At 68.2% G+C, this 15,822-nt stretch carries 17 protein-coding genes and 1 pseudogene; 9 read left to right on the forward strand and 9 right to left on the reverse strand.

The genetic code is table 11. The features are described from left to right. A partial coding sequence (locus tag ACT4N3_RS11165; RefSeq protein WP_444855297.1) for an amidohydrolase family protein occupies positions 1–435 on the forward strand: 435 nt, incomplete at its 5' end. Positions 436–576: 141 nt separating this feature from the next. Here the strand turns inward: ACT4N3_RS11165 and ACT4N3_RS11170 are convergent. Together ACT4N3_RS11170 and ACT4N3_RS11175 are read right to left on the reverse strand one after the other, a co-directional pair. After that, positions 577–1,086: an SRPBCC family protein gene (locus ACT4N3_RS11170; protein WP_444855298.1), complete on the reverse strand. Its 510-nt coding sequence runs from the start codon at positions 1,084–1,086 to the stop codon at positions 577–579. Continuing rightward, positions 1,076–1,429 (reverse strand): ArsR/SmtB family transcription factor, encoded by a 354-nt coding sequence (locus ACT4N3_RS11175; RefSeq protein WP_444855299.1) that lies wholly within the window; start codon positions 1,427–1,429, stop codon positions 1,076–1,078. Before ACT4N3_RS11175 ends, ACT4N3_RS11170 begins: the two co-directional genes overlap by 11 nt. A 235-nt stretch (positions 1,430–1,664) precedes the next feature. Here ACT4N3_RS11175 and ACT4N3_RS11180 point away from each other — a divergent pair, with 235 nt between their 5' ends. After that, entirely contained in the window at positions 1,665–2,714 is a 1,050-nt protein-coding gene (locus ACT4N3_RS11180) for a sugar phosphate isomerase/epimerase family protein (protein ID WP_444855300.1), read from the forward strand. A gap of 267 nt (positions 2,715–2,981) precedes the next feature. On the opposite strand, the pseudogene ACT4N3_RS11185 reads toward ACT4N3_RS11180, so the two are convergent. From ACT4N3_RS11185 to ACT4N3_RS11200, 4 genes and pseudogenes are all read right to left on the reverse strand, one after another. Beyond that, a pseudogene (locus ACT4N3_RS11185) lies at positions 2,982–3,524 on the reverse strand (glycosyltransferase family 2 protein); the annotation flags it as partial. A gap of 49 nt (positions 3,525–3,573) precedes the next feature. Further along, a complete protein-coding gene (locus tag ACT4N3_RS11190; RefSeq protein ID WP_444855301.1) occupies positions 3,574–4,041 on the reverse strand; it encodes a YaiI/YqxD family protein in 468 nt (155 codons plus the stop codon). A 10-nt stretch (positions 4,042–4,051) separates the two neighbouring features. Continuing rightward, positions 4,052–4,231 (reverse strand): hypothetical protein, encoded by a 180-nt coding sequence (locus ACT4N3_RS11195; protein WP_444855302.1) that lies wholly within the window; start codon positions 4,229–4,231, stop codon positions 4,052–4,054. A gap of 13 nt (positions 4,232–4,244) precedes the next feature. Then, the gene (locus ACT4N3_RS11200) at positions 4,245–4,952 is read right to left on the reverse strand and encodes a hypothetical protein (RefSeq protein ID WP_444855303.1); all 708 of its coding nucleotides are present in this window, start codon (positions 4,950–4,952) and stop codon (positions 4,245–4,247) included. Positions 4,953–5,052: 100 nt separating this feature from the next. On the opposite strand from ACT4N3_RS11200, the gene ACT4N3_RS11205 reads away from it, so the two are divergent. Further along, positions 5,053–6,021 (forward strand): magnesium and cobalt transport protein CorA, encoded by a 969-nt coding sequence (locus ACT4N3_RS11205; protein WP_444855304.1) that lies wholly within the window; start codon positions 5,053–5,055, stop codon positions 6,019–6,021. Here ACT4N3_RS11205 and ACT4N3_RS11210 read toward each other — a convergent pair. The 3 genes from ACT4N3_RS11210 to ACT4N3_RS11220 form a co-directional block, all read right to left on the reverse strand. Beyond that, positions 6,018–7,028, reverse strand: coding sequence for a magnesium transporter (locus tag ACT4N3_RS11210; RefSeq protein ID WP_444855305.1), 1,011 nt, complete (start codon positions 7,026–7,028; stop codon positions 6,018–6,020). The two genes, ACT4N3_RS11205 and ACT4N3_RS11210, sit on opposite strands and share 4 nt — an antisense overlap. An 83-nt stretch (positions 7,029–7,111) precedes the next feature. Beyond that, complete coding sequence (locus ACT4N3_RS11215) at positions 7,112–7,354, reverse strand: hypothetical protein (RefSeq protein WP_444855306.1); 243 nt, start codon at positions 7,352–7,354, stop codon at positions 7,112–7,114. 66 nt (positions 7,355–7,420) lie between these two features. Then, entirely contained in the window at positions 7,421–8,227 is an 807-nt protein-coding gene (locus tag ACT4N3_RS11220) for an enoyl-CoA hydratase-related protein (RefSeq protein ID WP_444855307.1), read from the reverse strand. 28 nt (positions 8,228–8,255) lie between these two features. Here ACT4N3_RS11220 and ACT4N3_RS11225 point away from each other — a divergent pair, with 28 nt between their 5' ends. From ACT4N3_RS11225 to ACT4N3_RS11250, 6 genes are all read left to right on the forward strand, one after another. Continuing rightward, positions 8,256–8,822, forward strand: coding sequence for a (2Fe-2S)-binding protein (locus ACT4N3_RS11225; protein ID WP_444855308.1), 567 nt, complete (start codon positions 8,256–8,258; stop codon positions 8,820–8,822). 108 nt (positions 8,823–8,930) lie between these two features. Further along, complete coding sequence (locus ACT4N3_RS11230; RefSeq protein ID WP_444855309.1) at positions 8,931–9,788, forward strand: RcnB family protein; 858 nt, start codon at positions 8,931–8,933, stop codon at positions 9,786–9,788. A gap of 116 nt (positions 9,789–9,904) precedes the next feature. Next, a complete protein-coding gene (locus ACT4N3_RS11235; RefSeq protein ID WP_444855310.1) occupies positions 9,905–11,176 on the forward strand; it encodes an amidohydrolase family protein in 1,272 nt (423 codons plus the stop codon). Between the two features lie 5 nt (positions 11,177–11,181). Then, positions 11,182–11,859, forward strand: coding sequence for a prolyl hydroxylase family protein (locus tag ACT4N3_RS11240; RefSeq protein WP_444855311.1), 678 nt, complete (start codon positions 11,182–11,184; stop codon positions 11,857–11,859). A 75-nt stretch (positions 11,860–11,934) separates the two neighbouring features. Then, entirely contained in the window at positions 11,935–13,761 is a 1,827-nt protein-coding gene (locus ACT4N3_RS11245) for a DUF885 domain-containing protein (protein ID WP_444855312.1), read from the forward strand. A 26-nt stretch (positions 13,762–13,787) separates the two neighbouring features. Then, positions 13,788–15,596 (forward strand): DUF885 domain-containing protein, encoded by a 1,809-nt coding sequence (locus ACT4N3_RS11250; RefSeq protein ID WP_444855313.1) that lies wholly within the window; start codon positions 13,788–13,790, stop codon positions 15,594–15,596. Positions 15,597–15,822 lie beyond the last annotated feature (226 nt).

The following is a 15,822-nucleotide window of genomic DNA, read 5'->3' on the forward strand; positions in this document are numbered from 1 at the left end:
CTCGGCCCCGAGGGCGGCTCCGGCGCGCATTTCACCATGGATCAGGCGCTGCAGGACGCGCTGCTCGTCGATCCCCACGTCGCCTTCTCGACCGACGGCGGGCCGGGCATGCGGCATCCGCGCGCGACCGGAACCTATGCGAAGCTGATCGAGGATTATGTCGTCCGGACAGGTAGGCTGACGCTGCAGGAGATGGTTCGCAAGGCGACCGGCTTTCCCGCCCAAATCCTGGGCCTGCGCGACCGCGGCATCGTTCGGCCGGGCGCGAAGGCCGATCTCGTCCTCTTCGACCCCGCCCGGGTCAGGGCCCGCTCGACCTTTGTCGATCCGTTGGCCCAGGCCGAGGGGTTCGATCTCGTGCTGGTCAACGGCCGGCCAGCCTTTGCCGAGGGGCGAAAGATCGGCGCATCGGGAGCCTTGTTGCGCGCGCGTTGAACAGCATCGCCTAGGCAGGAACGTAGGTCAGCTTGATCACGTTCTCGTCAATGCGATCGCTGGCCGCCAGCGAAGCTGATGCAATCGGGCCGCCGCTTTGGCGATGTGACGTGGCGGAGGAGCTGGCACAGGACGCGCCGGTCACGGCCCTCCCACATTCGCGCCCAGGGCAACGAGAAGCTCGTCCAGCTGCTCGAACGTCTCGCCCATCGCATCCGCCGCCCCGGTTCCGGCCGCGTCGAGCGCTTCCTTCGAGGGATAGAGCTCGTGCATGACCAGCAGCGTCTTGCCGTCTTTTTCCTCGAAGGTCACCGTGGTGACGGGTCCAGCGTCACCGCCTTCGTCATTGGTCCAGACGAGGCGCGCATTTGGTATTACTTCGACATACCTGCCGAAGAACGCCATGGAGTTCGAGGCATCGTGGCCGAACACCAAACGGTAGCCGCCCCCCGTACGAACATCCATCTCGCAGGAACGCAGGAACATGCCCATCGACTTGGGCGCCCACCACTGCTTGAACAGCTCGGGCTTGGTCCAGGCCTCGAACACGATGTGCGCCGGGCCGTCGAAGGTTCGCGTCACGACCAGCTCACGGTCGGACGTGCGTTCCACCGTCGTGCGGTTCTGCATGCGGGTCGGCTCATTCTCCATCGGGTTTCTCCTTCCGTTTCAATTCCTCGACAACCTTGTCCAGTTCGTTGAAGCGCGCGTCCCAGATCTGGCGGTGCCTCTCGATCCATGCCGCCTCTTCCTCCAGGCCGCGCAGGCCGAGCTTGCAGGTCCGCACGCGCCCGACCTTCTGCGTGGTGACGAGCCCCGCCCGCTCCAGGACGCCGACGTGCTTCTTCATGCCCGTGAGGGTCATGTGGAATTTTTCGGAAAGCTCCGTGATCGAAGCGTCTGCACGTCCGAGCTGCTCCAGAACGCCGCGCCGGGTGACGTCCGAGAGCGCGGCGAACGAGGCGTCGAGACGGGGCCTGATATACTGAACCATATGGTTCAGTATATAACCCACGGTTTGGCGACAAGCAAGGGGAGGCCTTGATCTTTCGCGCATGTGGTGGCGGCAGCGCGTTTCCCGTTGGGACGGGCATGGCGCGCGTGCTAGGCTCCCTTCTTTCGGCAGGCGGCGCGAATCCCGGGCGAACCGTCTGCCGGCAAGGCTCAGACAGCGAGGGAGGGCGCGTCCGGGTGCCCAGCCTTCGCTGATTCGCCGTCGGAGTCCCGCGATGCGCATCCGGCCTTCCATCCGCCTGTCGCTCCTCCCCGCCGCGCTCCCGTTCCGCGAGCGGCTCGCGCTCGCGGCGGAGGCGGGGTTCGAGGGCGTCGAGGTCGAGGCGGATTCGGGCCCGCCGGCCGAGATACGCGATGCCGCCGATCGCGCCGGGCTGATTGTCCATTCCGTCCATTCCCTGGCGCATTGCGCCGGCCCGCTGTCGAGCGGCGATCCGGCGGTGCTCGCCGCCGCCATCAAGACGGCGATCGCGACGATCGAGGCGGCGCACATCCTCGGCGCGGGGACGATGCTGCTGATCCCCGGGCGCGTCGCGGCCGACAGCACCTATGGCGAGGTCTATGACCGCTCGCACGACGTCATCAGCCGGGAGATCCTGCCGGTCGCCGCGCAGCACGGCATCGTGCTGGGCATCGAGAATGTCTGGAACGGCTTCCTGCTGAGCCCCATCGACTATGCGCAATATGTCGACGGCTTCGGCTCGCCTTGGGTCCGCGCCTATCTGGACCTGGGCAACATCATCTTCGGCCGGCCGGAGGGGTGGATCGACCTCCTGGGCCCACGCATCTGCAGCCTCCACCTCAAGGATCTCTGGTTCGATCTGCCGGCCCGCCGGTTCGGCTTCGCGAAAATCGGCGAGGGGGACATCGACTGGCCGAGCGTGCGCTCCGCGCTGGGGCGGGTCGGCTATGACGGCTGGGGGGTGCTGGCCGAAGCCGAGCTGGCCCTCTCGCCGATGGGCCGACGACTCTACTGCAAGACCGTAGGCCGGCCCCCGCCGCGGGCTGTTCCGGCCCTGCGCGCACCACTGGCGGCCGCCCAGATCTTCCTCGTCCGCCGCCTGCTCCGCGACCTCATGGGCCGGTTCCGGCACCACATCCGCCCCGCGCCGGCACTGTCAGCTGTCCCGTCGGAAAACGCGGGCAAGCCGGAAGCCGAGGGCATAAGCAGCGCCGGCCAGCGGCCGCGGCAGCCGGGCCAGCATCAGGATCAACCGCTCGGCCGGCTGCGGCGGCCGCAGCGCGACGCGCGGCAGGGCGCGTAGGGCGCTGAAATCGCCGACCCGGGCCGACTTGCGCACACACCCCTTGAACTTCCAGTCGATATAAGAGTCGATCGCCCGCCGCAGCTCCGCCCGCTCGATCCCGGGATAGCGTTCGATCAGCAAAGCGACCGGCGGCTCGATATCGCTGATGGCGTGCAGCGGACCCAGAGCGCACGCCGCGACCGTCTCGGTGATGCCCCCGGTGCCCCGCCGGTGGACAGCCGTGACCTGGTTGGAAGCCGCAACCGGCCGTGCGAGCGCGATGCGGACCCAATATTCGGTGTCCTGCCCCCACGGCGCCGGGCCGAAACCGCCGAGCGCGGCACAGGTGCTGCGCGGAATCGCAGCCGTGCTCGTGCAGAACAGCCGCCTCGTGGAGACCACCTTCTCGAAGTAGCTGATCGCCTCGATCCGCCGCTCCGAAGCGGGCGGCGGCTGGATTTCCTCGGCCGCCGCGCGCGAGACGAAAGAGGTGCCGATCAAGCCGGCTCCAGGATGCGCGGTGCGGATGCGGTCGAGCTCGGCGAGATGGTGCGGCAACCAGATATCGTCCGCATCCAGAAAGGCGATCCAGCCGGCGCGCGCCGCCTCGATGCCCGCATTGCGCGCCGCGCCGGGCCCCGCGCGCGCCTGGCTTACGACCCTGATCCTGGGGTCACCGAAATTGTCCAGGGCCTCGAGGCTGCCGTCGCTGGATCCGTCATCGACGACAATGACCTCGAAATCGCGCCAGGTCTGGCCGAGCGCGCTTTCGATCGCCATGGCGATCGTATGGCGCTTGTTCCACAGCGGCACGACGACGCTGAACATGATGTTCTGCTATCACGCCGTTACGCGCCCGTCATGGATCTCCGCTGGACTATCCCGCCGCCCGCTTCAGCTTTACCAGCATCGCATCGAGCGCCGACAGAAAGCGCGAGCGGTCCGCCTTGGCGAAGGGCGGCGGGCCGCCGAGCTGGTCGCCGCCGGCGCGCAGGTCGGCCATGATCGCGCGCACAGCGATCGCCGATCCGATCGAATCCGCGGTGAACGGCTTGCCGTTCGGGGCGAGCACCGCCGCCCCGGCCTTCAAACAGCGGTCCGCGAGCAGGATGTCGGCGGTGATCACGATCGTCGCCGGCCCCGCCGCTTCGGCGATCCAGTCGTCGGCGGCGTCAAACGTGTCGCCGACCACCACCCGGTCGATCAAAGGATGATCGGGCACCCGCATCCGCATGTTGCTGACGACCGTGACCGGCACGCCGGTGCGGTATGCGACCCGGTAGATTTCCTCCTTCACCGGGCAGGCGTCGGCATCGACCAGGACGCGAAGCGTCGGTCCGGCCACTGATTCGCCGTCAGCGGAGCTTGGCAATGCTGAGCCCGTCCGCCCGAGCGCGGTCCCTGACCGATTCCTCGCTGCGGGTGAGCGCCTTGGCGATCGACCGCAGCGACGAGCCCTTCTTCGCCAGCATGTGGAGCTTCTGGATTTCCTCCTGCCGCCAGGGCTGGCGGTGGCGCTCGAACCGTTCACCCATGCCCCTCGCCCCCTCAGAACCGCACGATCACGCCGGCCGTTAGCGACGTCGGCGTCACCCCGTCGATATAGCGGCCGGCGATCAGATCGAAATCCATATTGCCCCCGCCCGGCGTCCACCTGACTCCGATCTGGGCGCCGGCCCGGCCGGTGTCGCGGGTGAAGGCCTCGACCATCACGTCGAGATCGGGGCGGATGGTCCAGTCCGCCTGGACGCCGACGAAGGCGCGATGCCCCTCGGCCCGGCTCCACAGCCAGGAGGCGTTGACGTTGACCCGCACCGGGCCGACCGGAATGGTCAGCGGCACGTTGATGTTGGCGTTATCCACCTCGCCGCTGTCGACGGAAAGGCCGATGCCGCCCGACACGGCGACACCCCAGCCGCGCTGCGTCTCATCGACCAGGTTCACCTTCGCCGCTACGCCCAGCACCGTGTCGTCCGTCCCCGGCGCCCAGGTCTGGGTGATCGATCCGCCCAGCTCCAGCATCGGCAGCGCGCGCGGCGTGCAGGCCGGCGCGAACTGATAGAGGCGGTTCGCTCCGGTCGAGCCGATGAACCAGGTCTCGACATGGCAGACGCCCGGCGTCTCGACCGCCGCGTCGTCGACCACCCGCGGGCCGCCGGCGGCAAGCGCCTCCGACGCGCCGGCCAGCACCGCCACGACCAGGCCGGCCGCAAACCACAATCGGCAATACCGGTCCGCGCCGAACCTTGGCTGCATAGACCCCCGTTTTCACCCGGCCATCCGGCCTGCGCCGCTTTTAGACTGCCCCCGCGCCATCTGCTACGCCGGGCCGGCCCGAAATGATAGCGAGGCCGCCATGACCGTCATCGCCGCTTTTCTCTATCGTCATGGCAAGCGTGTCCGCGAGGTCGCGATCGACGAGAAGATCGAGTGCCCCCACGACAAATCCGAGTTCGTCTGGATCGGCATCGCCAACCCGACGGTCGAGGAGCTGCGGATTCTCCAGGACAATTACGACCTGCATCCGCTGGCGGTCGAGGACGCGCTCAAGGCCGATCAGCTGCCCAAGATCGACATCTATGGCGAGCAGCTCTTCGTGGTCGCGCGCACCGCCCATCTCGATCAGGGCGTGATCGCCTATGGCGAGACGGCGACCTTTGTCGGCCACAGCCACATTATTTCGGTCCGCCACGTCTCGGCGCGCACCCACAGCTCGCTCCGCGACAAGCTGGAGGCGGCCCCGTCGCTCCTTACGCACGGCGTCGATTATGTCCTGCATGCGATCCTCGATTTCATCGTCGACGGCTATCTGCCGATGGTCGAGGCGATCGAGGAGGAAGTGCTGACGATGGAGCAGCAGGCGATCGACAATTTCCTCGGCCGCAGCGAGATCAACCGCATCTTCACGCTCAGGCGCGAGCTGATCCGATTCCAGCGCGTGCTCGGCCCGATGGGCGAGGTGGCGAGCAAGCTCGCCCGCCAGCATTTGCCCTGCATCGACGAGGAATCGCGACCCTATTTCCGCGACGTGCTCGATCATGTCCACCGCGTGCAGGCCCTGGTCGACGGGCTGCGCGAGGTCCTCACCTCGGTGTTCGAGTTCAGCAATCTGCTCGAGCAACAGCGCACCGGCGCGATCACTCGCCAGCTTGCCGCCTGGGCCGCGATCCTGGCGGTGCCGACCGCGATCGCGGGCATTTACGGCATGAACTTCGACAACATGCCGGAGCTTAGGATGCACTACGCTTATTTCGTCGTGCTGGCCGTGATCGCCGGCCTCTGCGGCTGGCTCTTCTACCGCTTCAAGCGGGCGCGCTGGCTCTAGAGCAGCAGGATCGTCGCGATCCCCAGGAACATGCTCAAGCTGCCAATATCGCTGGCGGTGGTGAGGAAGATGCCCGAGGAAGTGGCCGGATCGGCGCCGCAGCGCTTCAGCACCAGCGGGATCGACGCGCCCGCGAAGCCCGCGATCGTGCAGCTTGCCGTCATCGCCACCAGCACCGTGAAGCCCAGCATCCACGGCTCAGCCTCGCCCTTGGACACGGCATAAGCGAACATGCCGAGGCCGGCGGTGATGCCGACGAGAAGGCCATTGAAGAATCCCAGGCTGGTCTCCTTCAGCAGCAGCCCGCCGGTCGATCCGGGCTTCAGTTCACCCAAGGTCATGCCGCGTAGCGTGACAGCAAGCGCCTGCAGCCCGGTATTGCCGGTTTGCCCCGCCATCACCGGCAGGAACACGGCGAGCACGACCAATTGCTCGATCGTTCCTTCGAACACGCCGACCACGGCGGCTGCCGCAAAGGCGGTGAGCAGATTGATCTGCAGCCAGGGATGACGAAAGCGAAGGCTGCGCGAGAACGGCGTATTGGTCCGTTCCTCCTTCTCGACACCGACCATCTGACCGGCTTGGGCGGAAATCTCGATTGCCTGCTCGGCGAACAGATCGGTGCCGCGAATCAGACCGCTGAGCCGCCCTTCCGCGTCGCAGACCGGATAGACCGGGAAATGCTTGTGCAGCGCCTGCTTCAGCGCCTCCGACAATTTCGTGCTCTCGCCGAGCGAGAAGACGTCGGTCAGCATGAGGTCGCCAAGCTTGGTCTCGGGCGTGGCGAGCAACATGTCGCGCATCACCACCAGGCCTTCGAGCCGGCCGTCGGCGTCGGTCACATAACAATATGTGACGATCGCCGTCTCGCTCATCTTGCGAATCTGCTCGACGGTGTCGGCGATCGTCATGTCGCTGCTGAACACGCCGATCGGCGGCGACATCAGGTCGCGGACGAAGGTGGCGTTGGGATCGGGGGCGAGGGGCTCGGTCGGCTGCTCGGTCATGGAGCGGGACGATGGCCGAACCCATGGCGTCAGGCAAGCGCCTTCATCTGGCGTTCATGTTGCGGGCACTCCCTGCTGCGGCATCAGCCCTTGCGCTTGCGGCCCTTCGATCCGGCGGTTTCGCCGCGTCCGCGAGTCAGCGCCACCGTTGCGGCGGCGGTCGCGGCGACCACACCGGCGCCCACCGCCAGCGCCGTCCCGGGATTCTCGCGCGCCGTCTCGGCGAGGCGGCGGGCATTGTCGAACAGGAAGGACGAGCCGTTGCGCTCCTCTCCCTCGGGCTCGGCGACGGCGCGGGGACTGGCGCGGTTGGGGATCGTCGACATCGGTTGCGCTCCTCTGCGAAGGAATGAGGCCTGGCCAATGCGCCGACCGAGGACGCGGTTCCGGCTTCAGTCGTCCAGCGGGCCGAACCGGGCTTCCTCCTTGGCGAGCCGAGCACGCACCGCCTCGGTCAAGTCGGCGCTGACCAAGGCGGCGGCGTTCCAGGTCGCGACGTCGCGCAGGCCCTCCTCGACCGGCCGGCCGCGGCTGTAGTTGAGGCTGCGCTTGGCGCCGGCGACGGCGAGCGGCGACTTGGCCGCGATCTCCCGCGCCAGCGCCATGCCGGCGGCCACGGGATCGCCGGCGATCCGGTTGACCAGGCCATAATGCGCCGCTTCCTCGCCCGTCATCCGCCGGCCGGTATAGGTCAGCTCGCGCAGCAGCCCCTGCGGGATCAGGAAGGCGAGCCGCTGGAGCGTGCCGAGATCGGCGGTGATCGCGACGTCCACCTCCGCGACCTGGAAGAAGGCGTCGGCCCGCGCGACGCGCAGGTCGCAGGCGCTGGCGAGATCGACGCCGGCGCCGATGCAGCCGCCCTGGATCGCCGCGACCACCGGCGGGCGCGCCGCCTCCACCGCGCTGAACGCGTCCTGCAGCCATTCGATATGCCTGAGGCGCGCCTCCGCCGCGCGGCCGGGGTCCTGGCTCGGCGGGAATTGCCGCGAGGCATATTCGAGGTCGAGCCCGGCGGTGAAATGCTTGCCACGGCCGCTGAGCAGGATCGCCCTTACCGCCGGGTCACGGCCGAGGGTGCGGAACGCATCGCCGATCGCGGCGAACATGTCCTTGTCCATCGCGTTGAACTTCTCGGGCCGCGCCAGCTCGACCTGGGCGACACCATCCTCGACGCTCGTGGAGATCCGCTCGCTTCCCATGATTCCTCTCCCCGCCTAAGAGCCGGCCATGTCGCGCTTTACCGTGAACGGCCAGCCGGTCCACTACCGGCTCGACCCGGAGACGCCCCTGCTCTGGGCGCTGCGCGATGCCTCGAATCTCACCGGCACCAAGTTCGGCTGCGGCACCGGCCATTGCGGCGCCTGCACCGTCCATGTCGACGGCCGGGCGGTCCGGAGCTGCCGCGCCCCGATCGGCACGCTGGAGGGCAGTTTCGTCGTCACCATCGAGGGCCTGTCGGCGAGCCGTTCGCACCCGGTCCAGCAGGCCTTCGCCGCCGACAATGTCTCGCAATGCGGCTATTGCATTCCCGGCATGATCATGGCCGCCGCCGCTTTGATCGACCGCAGCGACAGCCCGACAGACGCCGAGATCGACTTGGCCGTCACCAATATCTGCCGCTGCGGCGTCTATCCGCGGCTCAGGGAGGCGATCCGCCGCGCCGCCCGGATCAAGACCGGGCAGGAGACGGTCGCCGGCGCGCCGCCGCCCTCGGTCCGGCCGGAAGACGCGGCGCGCGCCGTGCCGGCGCTCAGGGCCGAGCCGCCGCGTCGGCGCGAGCCGCCAAGCCCCTGATTCCTTTCGCGATCCTTTCGTTACGGTTCAGCCGCCGCTCATCCGATTCGCGGCAAAAGCCGATCGTCGGGGCGGCTTCGCCCCTCTGAGTCGAAAAGGTTGGAAGAGATGCGCAAGACTTTGATCGGACTGTTGCTGGCGGGCGCCGTGCTGGCCCCTGCCGCGGCAAGCGCCCAGGACGGGCGCGAGGGCCGCAATCGCCACGAGCAGCGCGAGGACCGGGCCGGCGCCGCGCAGGATGACGGCCAGCGCCAGCAGGCGCGGGCCGAGCGGCGCGCGGCGCGGGTCGAGGCACGGCAGCAACAGGTGCAGGCTGCTCCGGCCCAGGCCCAGGTCGCCCAACGCGGCGAGGGCCAGCGCGGCGGCCGTGGCGGCTGGCGCGACAATGACGGCAACAATGATGGTTCGCGCGGCAATCGTGGCGGCAGAGCGTCGAGCCAGGGTTCGGTCGGCGGCTGGCAAGGCCCGGCGGGCACGGAGAACAGCGACATCGCCCGCCGCTACAACCGGCGCGCCCAGGAAAATGCGATCCGCTACGGTACGCAGGAGCAACGACGCGAAGCCTTCCAGGAGCGCCGCGAGGATCGTCGTGACTGGCGGCAGGACCGGCGCGAGGATCGGCGCGACTGGCGGCAGGACCGGCGCGGCGACCGGCGCGACTGGAATCGCGGCTGGCGGAGCGACCGGCGTTATTCGTGGCAGGACTGGCGCTACCGCAACCGCAACCTGTTCCGGCTGCCGCCTTATTACTCGCCCTATCGCAATTACGGCTACCGGCGCTTCTCGATCGGCCTGTTCCTCGACCAGCTGTTCTACGACCAGCGCTACTGGCTGAGCGACCCCTTCTACTACCGGCTGCCGGCGGCGGAATATGGGACGCAGTGGGTCCGCTATTATAACGACGTGCTGCTGGTCGACATCTACACCGGCGAGGTCCTGGACGTAATCCACGACTTCTTCTGGTAGGCATCGCGACCCAAGCCAATCGAGAGCCCGGCGCGTCCCCGACGCGCCGGGCTTTTCGCTTGTCAGGTCCCGCGCCACTGACGCATGGACGCCTCCTCATTCGGGGAGTCCGCCACATGCTCGCGCGCCTGTTCGCCGCCCTTCTGTTGCTTGCCGGTGCGCCGGCCGCGGCCGAAACCATCATCGTCCATGCCGGACGGCTGATCGCCGATCCGTCGCGGCCCACCGCCGCCGGCCCCTCGACGATCACCATCGTCGACGGCCGCATCCAGAGCGTGGCCGCCGGCCTCTCGCCCGCACCGGCGGGAGCGCGGCTGATCGACCTGTCCAGCCGCACCGTGCTGCCCGGCCTGATCGACATGCACGTCCATCTGTCCGGCGATCCGACCGGCGCCTTCTGGCGCGAGGCGGTGGACACGGAGGAATATGCGGCCCTGGTCGGGGCCAAGAATGCGCGGCTCACCTTGCGCGCCGGCTTCACCACGGTGCGCGACCTGGGCTCCGGCCCGCAGGTCGGCTTCGCGCTCGCCCGCGCCACCACGGAAGGGCTGATCTCCGGCCCGCGCATCATCGCGTCGGGACCGGCGATCTCGATCGTCGGCGGCCATGGCGACGTGACCGGCTTCAGGCCGGAGGTCATCGCGGCGCTGTCGGGGGCCAACACCTGCACCGGCCCGGTGCAGTGCGCCGAGCGGGTGCGCCAGCTCGCCCGGGCCGGCGCCCAGGTGATCAAGTTCACCGCCACCGGCGGCGTCCTCTCGCAGCAGGCGCGCGGCCTCGAGGCGCATTTCACCGACGAGGAGATGCGGGCGATCGTCACCACCGCCCATTCGCTGGGGCTCCGGGTCGCCGCCCATGCCCATGGCGCGCGCGGCATCGAGGCGGCGGCGCGGGCCGGCGTCGATTCGATCGAGCATGGCACCTTCGCCGACGCCGCCGCGCTGCAGGCGATGCGGCGCAACAATGTCGCCCTCGTGCCGACTCTGATGGCCTTCACCGGCGTGCGCGAGGGGCTGGCCCAGAACCGCTACACGCCGGCGGTCGCGCAGAAGGCGCGCGAGGCGCTGGCCCAGCTGGGCGTCGCCACCCGCGCCGCGCGCGCGGCGGGCGTTGCGGTCGTGTTCGGCACCGACGCCGGCGTCTTCGACCATGGCCGCAATGCGGGAGAGTTCGCCCAGCTCATCGAGTTCGGAGGGCTGACGCCGGCCGAGGCGATCGCGTCCGCGACCACCGGCGCGGCGCGGCTGCTCGGCATGGAGAATGAAATCGGCCGAATCGCCCCGGGAATGTCGGCGGACCTGATCGCGGTCGAGGGCGATCCGCTCGCCGACGTCCGCGTGCTGGAGCGGGTCGGCTTCGCGATGGCGCGAGGCCGGGTCGCGGAGTAACGGGGGTGAGCGAAGGCAGCGCTGCGTTGCGCGCGGAGATCGGCCGGACCGTCTCTGCCCGCCTTTCGGCCGATACCAGGGTGATACGAATCCCCTGCGCGGCGCTGGAAATCTTCGTCGCCCGCGACTTCCTGACCGACGCCGAGAACAAGGCGCTGGTCCGCCTGATCGACGGCGAGCGCATCCCCTCGCAATTGCTCGCGCCCAGCATCGACCCGGAGTTCCGGACCAGCGAAAGCTGCAACCTCGATCCCGGTCATCCGATGATCCTTCAGGTCGAGGCCAAGATCAGCGAGCTTACCGGCATCGATCCGGCACTGGGCGAGACCATCCAGGGCCAGCGCTACGCGGTCGGCCAGCAATTCAAGCCGCACCACGATTTCTTCTACGACGACCAGCCTTATTGGGAGGCGATGGTGAAGAGCGGCGGCCAGCGCACCTGGACCGCGATGGCGTTTCTCAACGTGCCCCATGAAGGCGGCCAGACCGCTTTTCCCGCCGCCGGCGTCAAGGTCACGCCGCGGCCCGGCAATCTCCTGATCTGGAACAATATGGACCTTGAGGGGCACCCCAATCCCTATTCGCTCCACCAGGGCATGCCGGTCCTCTCGGGGGTCAAATATATCATCACCAAATGGCACCGGGAGCACCCCTGGAGCTCGACGTCGTTCACCCCTTATTGAGCGCGGAATTGGCGATTGCCGCCGGCCCCTAGCTGTCTTATGGCGGCGACACACCTCGGGAGGGGAATCCAGTTCATGACGCTTCGCGCACTCCTGCTCGCCGCCGCCTGCGGCCTGGCCGCGCCCGCTTTCGCCCAGGAACCGGCCCCGCCCGCCGCCCAGGCGCCCGCCCAGCCGGTCCGCAACGAAGCGGGGACGCGGCTGCACCGCCTGTTCGCCGAGAGCGACGAGGCGAGCCTGAGGCGCAACCCCCTGCAGGCGATGTTCCGCGGCGACTATCGCTATGCCGACCGGCTCGGCGATTTCGGCTCCGACGCCTATTTCGACGCCGAGCGCGCCGCCGCTCAGGCCGACTTGGCGGCGCTGCGTCAGATCGACCGCAACGCGCTCACCGCGACCGACCGGCTGGCTTATGACGTGTTCGAATATAACCGGCAGGACACGCTCGAGGATCTGACGCCCGAAATGCTGGCGCTGACCGCGGTGCGGCCGCTCAACCATTTTTCCGGCTTCCACACCTTCTACCCGGTCTTCGCCTCGGGGCGGAGCGCGGCGCCGTTCCGCAACGTCCAGGATTATGACAACAATGTCGCGCGTCACCGCCAGTTCGTGGCCGCGGTCGACCGTGCGATCATGCGCTTCCGCCAGGGCCTCGCCTCCGGCGTCGTCGAGACCCAGCTCACGATCCGCAACGTCATCGGCCAGCTCGACACCCAGCTCGCGATCGCGCCCGACCAGTCGCCTTATGCCGGGCCGCTCGCCAATTTTCCCGAGGCGGTGCCCGAAGCGGAGCGCGCGCGCCTGAGGATCGAGCTGGTCGCGGTCATCCGCGACGGCATTTATCCCTCCTATCGGCGCCTCCGCGAATTCCTCCAGAACGAATATCTGCCGCGCGCGCGGGAAGGCCATGGGCTGGTTCACATGCGGGGCGGCGACCGGCTCTACGCCCGGCGGGTGAGGGACAACACGACCCTCAACATGACGCCGCAGCAGGTCCATGACATCGGCCTTTCGGAGGTTGCCCGTATCCGCGGCGAGATGGACGCGATCCGCACCCGGGTGAACTTCACCGGCACCCTCGCCCAGTTCTTCGAGCATCTTCGGACCGACCGCCAGTTCGAGCCGGCGAGCCGCGAATGGATGCGCGAGCGCTATTATGCGATCGGCCGTCAGGTCGACGCGCGGATCGGCCGCTTCTTCTCGACCCTGCCGCGCACCCGGCTCGAGATCCGCGAGGTCGAGGCGTTCCGCGAGCGCAACGAGGCCGGTGGCTCCTATCAGGACGGCACGCCGGACGGAACGCGGCCGGGCATCTTCTATTACAATGCCTATGACCTGCCCTCGCGGCGGACCTACGGCATGGAGACGCTCTATCTGCACGAGGGCGCGCCGGGCCACCATTTCCAGATCAGCCTCGCCAACGAGAATGCCGAGCTGCCCAATTTCATGCGCTTCGGCGGCAACACCGCCTTCGTCGAGGGCTGGGCGCTCTACGCGGAGACGCTCTGGGACGAGCTCGGCATGGAGACCGATCCCTATCAGCGCTTCGGCGGCCTCAACGACGAGATGCTGCGCGCGATGCGCCTCGTGGTCGACACCGGCATCCACGCCCAGGGTTGGACCCGCGATCGGGCGATCGAATATATGCTCGCCAACAGCGGCATGAGCCGGACCGAGGTGGTCGCCGAGGTCGAGCGTTACATCGCCATTCCGGGCCAGGCGCTCGCCTACAAGATCGGCCAGATGACCATCCTGAGGCTGCGCGCCGAAGCCGAGCAGGCGCTGGGCAATCGCTTCGACCTCAGGGACTTCCATGCCCAGGTGCTGATGTCGGGATCGCTGCCGATGCCGGTGCTGGAGCGCAAGATCCGCGACTGGATCGCAACCCGCCGCGCCGCCTGAACCGCATTGACCTGGAGACGATGACGATGACCCGCGCCCTTCTTGCCGCTCTGCTGCTGTCCAGCGCGAGCGCCGCTTTCGCCCAGGCGACGCCGGCTGCCACGCAGGCCCAGGCGCAAACCCCGGCCGAGCGGCTGCGCCAGCTGTTCCGCGACAGCGACGAGGCCAATCTGCGCCGCAACCCGATCGCGGCGCTCTTCAGGGGCGACTATCGCTATGCCGACCAGCTCGGCGACTTCGGTTCCGACGCCTATTTCGCCGCCGAGCGGCGGGCGGCCGAGGAGGAGCTGGCGACGCTCAGGACGATCGACCGCAACGCCCTGAATCCCACCGACCGCATCTCCTATGACGTCTTCGAATATCAGCGGACCGACGACCTGCGCGATCTCCAGGAGGATCTGCTCTCGCTGACCCGGGTGCGGCCGCTCAACCATTTCACCGGCATCCACACTTTCTATCCCGTCCTCGCCTCGGGCCGCAGCGCGGCGCCGTTCCGCAACGTCCAGGACTATGACAACAACGTCGCCCGACATCGCCAGTTCGTCCAGATTTTCGACCGGATCATCACCCGTTTCCGCGAAGGCATGCAATCCGGCGTGGTCGAGACCCAGCTGACGATCCGCAACGTGATCGGCCAGCTCGATACCCAGCTCGCCGCGCCGCCCGAGCAATCGCCTTATGCCGGGCCGCTCGCCAATTTCCCCGAGGCGGTGCTGGAGGCGGAGCGGGCGCGCCTGAGGACCGAGCTGATCGCGATCATCCGTGACGGCATCTACCCGGCCTACCGCCGGCTGCGCGACTTCCTCCAGAACGAATATCTGCCGCGCGCGCGGGAAGGCGTCGGGCTGGTTCACATGCAGGGCGGCGACCGGCTCTACGCCAGGCTGGTGCAGCAGAACACGACGCTGCCGATGACCGCCGCCCAGGTGCACGAGATCGGCCTTCGCGAGGTCGCCCGCAACCGCGCGGAGATGGAGGCGATCCAGCGCCGCGTCGGCTTTCGCGGCACGCTGCGCGAGTTCCTCGAACATCTGCGCACCGATCCCCGCTTCGCCGCCGCCAGCCGCGACGAGATGCGCGAGGGCTATTATGCGATCGGCCGCCGCGTCGACCAAAGGATCGGCGAGATTTTCTCCACCATCCCGCGCGGCCGGCTCGAGATCCGCGAGGTCGAGGCTTTTCGCGAGCGCAACGCCTCGACCGGCTCCTACCAGCCCGGCAACCCGGACGGGTCGCGGCCCGGCGTCTTCTACTACAACGCCTATGACCTGCCTTCGCGGCGGACCCATGGCATGGAGGCGCTCTATCTCCATGAAGGCGCGCCGGGCCATCACTTCCAGATCGCGCTCGCCAACGAGAATGAGGCGCTGCCCAATTTCATGCGCTTCGGCGGCAACACCGCTTATGTCGAGGGCTGGGGGCTCTATGCCGAGACCTTGTGGGACGAGCTCGGCATGGAGACCGACCCCTATCAGCGCTTCGGCGGCGTCAATGCCGACCAATATCGGGCGATCCGGCTCGTCGTCGACACCGGCATTCATGCCCAGGGGTGGACCCGCGAACAGGCGATCCGCTATATGCTCGACAATAGCGGCGTCAGCGAGACGCAGGCGACGACCGAGGTCGAGCGCTACATCGCCAATCCTGGCCAGGCGCTCGCCTACAAGATCGGCCAGCTCAAGATCCTGGAGCTGCGCGCACGGGCGGAGCGGGCCTTGGGCCGCCGGTTCGACCTGCGCGAGTTCCACGCCCAGGTTCTGATGACCGGCGCACTGCCGCTCGCGGTGCTGGAGCGCAAGATCGACGACTGGATCGCCAGCCGGCGGCGGGGCTGAGGCGGCGAGCAGAAAAAGTCGGGGCCGGCGGATGTCTCCGCCGGCCCCTCCCTCGATACGCGACGCGAGGGATATTTCGAGAGGGACAGGAACCGGCTGATATGCCGCCGATTCGTATGTCTTATGGAGCAGGCGGTTTGAGCGGGCGCTGAATGGCCCCGTCAGCCACCGTTCATCCCGGCGACCGGGTTCGTGAACGCGCCGAAATGATGGGCGGGCGCGCCGA

The organism is Sphingosinicella sp. (assembly GCF_052388015.1).
Lineage (GTDB): Bacteria > Pseudomonadota > Alphaproteobacteria > Sphingomonadales > Sphingomonadaceae > Allosphingosinicella.